The sequence below is a fragment of the Collinsella sp. 1033st1_E11_1033SCRN_220408 genome (assembly GCF_039062465.1).
GTDB lineage: Bacteria > Actinomycetota > Coriobacteriia > Coriobacteriales > Atopobiaceae > Parolsenella.
This window is the reverse complement of the sequence record NZ_JBCLNF010000020.1, coordinates 1-6364: the sequence shown is the minus strand read 5'-3', so window position 1 is coordinate 6364 and position 6364 is coordinate 1. Positions and strand designations below refer to the sequence as shown.

General features: G+C 60.2%; 5 protein-coding genes. 1 reads left to right on the top strand and 4 read right to left on the bottom strand.

Annotation, left to right across the window (positions count from 1 at the left end):
* Positions 1-240: 240 nt before the first annotated feature.
* On the top strand, positions 241-951 hold the full coding sequence (locus ABCN07_RS07905) for a hypothetical protein (RefSeq protein WP_343006157.1): 711 nt from the start codon (positions 241-243) through the stop codon (positions 949-951).
* Between the two features lie 99 nt (positions 952-1050).
* Here ABCN07_RS07905 and uvrB read toward each other — a convergent pair whose 3' ends face one another.
* From uvrB to rpsA, 4 genes are all read right to left on the bottom strand, one after another.
* Positions 1051-3312: an excinuclease ABC subunit UvrB gene (gene uvrB / locus ABCN07_RS07900; RefSeq protein ID WP_343006156.1), complete on the bottom strand. Its 2262-nt coding sequence runs from the start codon at positions 3310-3312 to the stop codon at positions 1051-1053.
* Between the two features lie 308 nt (positions 3313-3620).
* A complete protein-coding gene (coaE, locus tag ABCN07_RS07895; RefSeq protein ID WP_343006155.1) occupies positions 3621-4229 on the bottom strand; it encodes a dephospho-CoA kinase in 609 nt (202 codons plus the stop codon).
* Between the two features lie 6 nt (positions 4230-4235).
* Positions 4236-4667, bottom strand: coding sequence for a zinc ribbon domain-containing protein (locus ABCN07_RS07890; RefSeq protein ID WP_343006154.1), 432 nt, complete (start codon positions 4665-4667; stop codon positions 4236-4238).
* 204 nt (positions 4668-4871) lie between these two features.
* On the bottom strand, positions 4872-6068 hold the full coding sequence (gene rpsA / locus ABCN07_RS07885) for a 30S ribosomal protein S1 (protein WP_320680562.1): 1197 nt from the start codon (positions 6066-6068) through the stop codon (positions 4872-4874).
* Positions 6069-6364 lie beyond the last annotated feature (296 nt).

Below are 6364 nucleotides of genomic sequence, written 5' to 3'. Positions count from 1 at the left end.
ACAACCCACAGCATGCGGGAGGCCTCCCTATTTGTCACCACCCGGGTGTAAACAACCTATTGGCACATAACATCTAGCACGCGAAAACCCAATAGGACCTCTAAGCTCTATCGCACGCACTCGCTGAGCCGAGAGCTACCGTTCGGCGGCGTTCTTGACACAAACCACAACTTCCAGGTGACATCGCCAGCGCTCACGCTGCTCGGACTTGCGGCGCAGCTCGCTCCCGCGCAGCTGCTCATGGCAACCTACGAGCTTTGCGGGACCTACTCGACTTTCATGCCTTGCGAACGCGCGGAGAGCTTGCTTTCCGAGGCGCTCGCACAACGACTCCTCTCCCCCTTCGATGGCTGGCGGCGTGTCGCTGGATCTAGCGGAAGCCCGCTTGACCTTTGGAAACGCAGCCCGCTCTTGAGCGTTGAAGAGCTCAAGAAAACCACTCTCCAACTCGAGGGGTTCCATGGCGTGAAGCGCCTTCGCTGGGCCGCTTCTCACATGACCGGGGTTTGTGCGTCACCGTTCGAGGCGCAGGTATCCATTCTTCTTGGCCTTCCCAAGGCGAGCGGGGGCCTCGGCCTTGCGTTCACAAACAACCGGCGCATCGAATTGTCCGGACAAGCACAGGCTCTCTATCAGAAAACCTGCTGCTACGCGGATCTATTCTTCGAGGGTACAGAGACTCGGCGGCCCATCGCGCTCGAATGTCAGGGGGCGTCGGTTCACGGCGGAGAGGCCGCATCTCTGAATGATGCGGCGCGAACGGCGGCGCTCCAGCTCATGGGTGTGGAGGTCATCCCCATCATGCACGAGCAGATTAGGCAACCGGACGGCTGGAGTGCCATCAAGCGACTTCTCGAGCTCAAGCTCGGAGTCGATACCGGGAAAGCGGCGAGACAGAAGCGCGCCGAGACCAACCTGCGCTACGACCTGTTTGAGAGGTCCATAGCCTAGGCGCGGCTCCAGGGCGCAGGTGGCCAGGGCGCGTGGCATCCGGGTCGCAGGTGGCCAAGGCGCATGGCATCGGCGCCAAGCCGGCGCCAACCTAATGCCCTATTTCTTCCTCGGTTGGTAGCGTCTGCGAGTGGCGTGGACGCTCCCCTTGCGGGCGCCGGCCTTGAGGCGAGCCATGACCTCGTCTTCCGTAGTTCCCTCTACCTTGCTCCTGAGCTCGACGAGTTGATCGCGCAAATCAGCGGCGCGTTCGAAGTCCATGGCTTCGCTCGCCGCCGCCATGTCGCTCTCAAGCGCCTCCATAATGCGAGTCAGCTCTTCGCGAGGAAGCTTCTTCGCAAGCTCGGCGGCAACAGACTTGGCCGTAGCCTCACTCTTTGCACGCGCGTCGGCGTCAACCCCGGCAAGGCTCTCGAAGGCACCATGGCTTCCTGTGCCACGGCGGTCGCGCGTCTTATCGCCGACCGTCTCCTCTGCCTCGGAAATAAAGCTCGAGATGTCTGCAATCGACTTTTTGACGGTCTTGGGCACGATGCCGCGTTCCTTGTTGAACGCCTCCTGAGCGGCACGGCGCCGGCGCGTCTCATCGATGGCGATGCGCATCGAATCCGTAATGCGATCCGCATACATAATGACTTCGCCGTGAGCGTTACGCGCAGCACGGCCCATCGTCTGAATGAGCGAACGACGGTTACGGAGGAATCCCTCCTTATCTGCATCGAGAATCGCCACAAGCGAGACCTCCGGAATATCGAGGCCCTCGCGAAGGAGGTTGATGCCCACGAGCACATCAATCTTGCCCATGCGCAGGTCACGAATGATGTCCACACGATCGAGTGTCGCAGTGTCCGAGTGCATGTAGTTAACCTTAAGTCCCTCGTCGAGGAGATGGTCCGTAAGGTCCTCCGCCATGCGCTTGGTGAGCGTCGTCACCAAGACGCGCTCCTTCACAGCAACTCGCGTGCGTATCTCCTCCGTCAGGTCATCGATCTGGCCACGGATGGGACGCACGTCAATCAGCGGATCAAGTAGGCCAGTCGGGCGGATGATCTGCTCGACCGTCTGCTGGCTGACCTGCTCCTCATAGTCTCCGGGCGTGGCCGAGACATAGACGAACTGCGGCACGCGACTCTCGAACTCATCGAAGCGCAGGGGACGGTTGTCAAGTGCGCTAGGCAGGCGGAAGCCGTGTTCTACCAGCGTAATCTTGCGCGCGCGGTCTCCTTCGTGCATGCCGCGAATTTGGGGCACCGTCACGTGGCTCTCGTCGATGATGCAAAGCATATCCTTGGGGAAATAGTCGATGAGCGTGAAGGGCGGCTCGCCAGGAGCACGGCCGTCGAGATGTCGCGAGTAGTTCTCGATGCCGTTGCAATATCCCATATTCTCAAGCATCTCGAGGTCATACCCCGTACGTTCGCGCAAGCGCTGGGCCTCGAGGAGCTTGTCGGCTTCCTTAAGCTGGGCCAAGCGCTCCGTAAGCTCTTGGTTGATGGTGTCGAGTGCGCGGTTGATCTTGGGGCGCTCCGTGACATAGTGACTTGCCGGCCAGATGGGCACCGCGTCAAACTCGCGCAGAATCTCGCCCGTGACTTCATCGATCTCAGCGATAACCTCGACTTCATCGCCAAAGAACTCGATGCGGAGAGGATGCTCCGCATACGGCGGAAACACGTCGACGCGCTCCCCACGCACGCGGAAGCAGCCGCGTGCGAGATCGATATCGTTGCGGTCATACTGAATGTCTATTAGCGAATGGATGAAATCGTCGCGTTCGAGCGGCTCGTCCTTTGAGACGTTGGGGGCAAGGCCCGCGTAGTCCTCCGGACTACCGATACCATAAATGCAGCTCACCGACGCAACGCAGATGACATCGCGACGCGAGAGCAAGCTTGCCGTGGCCTGATGGCGGAGCTTCTCGACTTCTTCATTAATCGAGGCATCCTTCTCGATGTAAGTATCGCTCTGCGGAACGTAGGCCTCCGGCTGGTAGTAGTCATAGTATGAGACGAAATAGACTACGGCGTTATTGGGGAAAAGCTCGCGCATCTCACTTGCAACCTGAGCCGCGAGCGTCTTATTGGGCTCCATGATGAGCGTAGGCTTGTTTACGGCCTCAATCGTCTTGGCCATGGTGTAGGTCTTGCCGGAACCCGTAACACCGAGAAGAGTCTGGTAACGAAGACCATCTTCGATGCCCTTCGCAAGCTTAGCTATGGCCTGGGGCTGGTCGCCCGCCGGCTCGAACGGAGAGACAACCTCAAGGGGCACGCCAGCGCCCTCGACGCCAAAACGACGGAGCTCAGCGCCAACATGGCCTGTGACCTGCGACTGATTTGAAGTTGCCTCCTGCGCTCCCATGTTTCCTCCGCTACGTACAGCTGTTCGATATCGCCATTATACACATACGAACTAAGCCGACACGGGTCGAAGCTCTAGATCCGGAGGGGCCATCCCGGCGCCATCGAGCAACACCACCGACGCGAAGGAGGGATCCAAGCGCTATCGAACAACACTATCGGCGCGGGGCGTCCAAGCGTTCAAGCAGCGTCGCCGGCGCGAAGGTAGGTCCAAGTGCTATCGAGCGGTGCCACCGGCGCGAAGGGCGCGCCGCCAGCACAACAACCGCGCCAGGACAGCAACATGCCCGAAAGGCAATGCGGGCTTCGCTACTCCCCCATAACCTTGAGCCACCACGCATCCACGGCAGTCTCTAACGCCGCAGCGTCAGCATCGTTTTCGATCACATGCGTGGCGTGGGCGCGAAGATACTCGTCACTTGGCTGATGAGCCGCGCGAGCATCGAAATCCTCCCCCGCCATACCGCGACCAATGGCCCGCTCGCGACGAAGCGCTAGTGGTGCCGTCACGACAAGGACATCATCCGCAATAGGAAGCAAGTCCTCCACGCGATCGAGCAGGGGCACCTCGACAATCGTCAGCTTTGGCTCAGCCCCAGAACAGCTCGAGCTCGTAAGGATGGCGGCGAGGCGCTCGCGAATGGCAGGCATCTCGATTGCCTCGAGGCGAGCCGTATCCTCCGGCGTGGCAAACGCGCGGGCAGCCAGCTCGCCTCGATTCAGCTCGCCCGTATCCCTATCAACCAGATCATCACCGAACTCCGCCGCAATAGACTCCAGAACGGGACTACCCGCCTCGAGCACCTCGCGGGAGACTTGATCGAGATCGCACAGCCAGGCACCGCGATCATGCAGCAGACGGGCAACGGTCGACTTACCCGACGCGATGCCGCCGGCTAGAAACGTCGTATGAGCCATGATCGACTACGCCTTGCCATCAAAACGCGTGTGGCACTTGGGACAGGTAATGCGAACCTTGCCTTTACCGCGAGGAATACGCACGCGCTGGCCACAGCTGGGACAGGCGAGGTGAACGTAGTTCTTGGCCTCGCGAAGCTCAGCCGCAGGATTTGCGAGGAACGAAATCACGGGACCGGCCGCTTTAAGAACCTGCGCGTTCTCACGGCTGCGAGCAGAGACATCCTTCGACGTGATGCGGAACCATGAGTAGCCGAGAAGAACCAGTGCCACGACCGAAACCCAAGTCGTACGCGCAAACAAGTCGATGATGACAAGAATCACGGCAAGCGTCGTGCAGGCGCCAGACAGCTCATCCGCGCCGTTGCGCCCACGAGCCCACTCAAGAACCTTACGCTGCACCTCTTCCATCTTGTTGCCATTCGCACCATTTGCCATGAAAACCTGCCTCCTTATTCTTCGAGAATCAATTCTACCCGGCATTGCGGACACTAACCGCACGAGCGGGAATCGCAACGCCGCCGCAACATCAAGCCCATCGCACAACGAACTGGCGGCAAGCGAGACCCCTATCGCACGCAAAAAGGGCCGCCCACTTTCGTGAGCGGCCCCGCAATCGAGCTAGTTACCTAAGCGCGAGATTTACTCGGCGTCGGTGGCCTCGACGGTCTCAGCAGCCTCGGTAGCCTCAGCGGCCTCCTCGGGCTTGTCCATCGGCTCAACCTCGACCTCGAAACCGAGGGTCTCAGCGGCAGCCTTCATGGACAGGGAGATACGACGACGATCGAGGTCGATCTCCATAACCTTGACCTGGACCTTGTCGCCGACCTTGCAAACCTGGGCAGGGGCGTCGACGTGCTGCTTGGCCATCTCGGAGATGTGGACCAGGCCCTCGATGCCGTCGCCGAGGTCGACGAAGGCGCCGAACGGGACGAGCTTGGTGACAACGCCCTCAACGATGGCGTCAACCGGGTACTTCTTGACGAGTGTGCGCCAAGGATCCTCGGTGGTCTGCTTGAGACCGAGGGAGATGCGCTCGCGGTTGAGATCGACGTCGAGAACCTGAACCTCGACCTCCTGGCCGACCTTGACGACCTCGGAGGGGTGGTTGACGTGGTTCCAGGAGAGCTCGGAGATGTGAATCAGGCCGTCGATGCCGCCGAGGTCGACGAAGGCGCCGAAGTCGACGATCGAGGAGACCGTGCCCTTGAGGCGCATGCCCGGCTGGAGCTTCGAGAGGATCTCGGAGCGCTCGGCCTTGCGGGCCTCCTCGAGGACAACGCGACGGGAGAGGACGACGTTGTTGCGGTTGCGGTCCATCTCGATGACACGGGCCTCGATGCGGGTGCCCATGTAAGCGTTGAGATCCTTGACGCGACGGAGGTCGACGAGGGAGGCGGGCAGGAAGCCGCGCAGGCCGATGTCGAGGATAAGGCCGCCCTTGACGACCTCGATGACCTCGCCCTCGACGTTCTCGCCGGCGTTGAACTTCTCCTCGATGCGGTTCCAAGCACGCTCGTACTCGGCACGCTTCTTGGAGAGGACCAGACGGCCGTCCTTGTCCTCCTTCTGGAGAACGAGAGCCTCAATGGTGTCGCCCAGGTTCACGATGTCAGCGGGGTTGGCGTCCTTGCGGATGGACAGCTCGCGGACGGGAATAACGCCCTCAGACTTGAAGCCGATGTCAAGCAGGACCTCATCGCGCTCAATCTTGACAACGGTACCCGTGACAAGATCGCCCTCGTCGAAATCGGTGATGGTACCGTCGATGAGGTTGTTCATCTCCTCGTTGGACACGTCATCCAGCGAGAAAACGGACGAGTTCTGAATCTCACTCAAAGGTGGACCCCTTTCGAAAACGGGGCCCCGATGCTCATGCGCATCGCCTGCAGCAGCTCCGGGCCAGATGCTCGCCCACAGCCACCGGCTTGGATTTACATCGCTCGGGGGCCGACAGATATGGTGTGTGAGCGTCCGACTCACACGTCTTGATAGGATACCTTGCACGCCTAGCACATTTCAAGCGTAAGTGGCAAGTCTGCTCGTAAATTTACGAAACCTTGATTATCAACTTTATCCGAACACCTCCCACATTCATCCGCACATGTGCGGATGAATGTGGGAACCCGATACCC